General features: G+C 46.3%; 1 protein-coding gene. It reads right to left on the bottom strand.

The annotated features are described in order from the left end of the window. The coding region (locus HMPREF2644_RS09405) for a tetratricopeptide repeat protein (RefSeq protein WP_257286117.1) at positions 1–257 on the bottom strand (257 nt) is incomplete at both ends.

Raw genomic sequence — 257 nt, 5'->3', positions numbered from 1 at the left:
CTCCGCCGCTTTGCGATACCAGTTCACTGCTTCAAAATCATCTTGTTTGACGCCTCGTCCCTTAGAATACATATGGCCCAAATTAAATTTAGCCTCTGCATATCCCTGCTCCGCCGCTTGGCGATACCACTTCACCGCTTCAAAATCATCTTGTTTGACGCCTTGCCCCTTAGCATACATCACGCCCAAATTAAATTGAGCCTTTGCATATCCCTGCTCTGCCATAGGTAACCAAAGTTTAAAGGCGGTTTGATAGT

This window comes from Haemophilus sp. HMSC071C11, from assembly GCF_001837655.1.
In the GTDB taxonomy this organism is placed as follows: Bacteria; Pseudomonadota; Gammaproteobacteria; order Enterobacterales; family Pasteurellaceae; genus Haemophilus; species Haemophilus influenzae.
The sequence above is the reverse complement of the archived record's forward strand: the minus strand, read 5'-3'. Positions and strand labels throughout refer to the sequence as shown.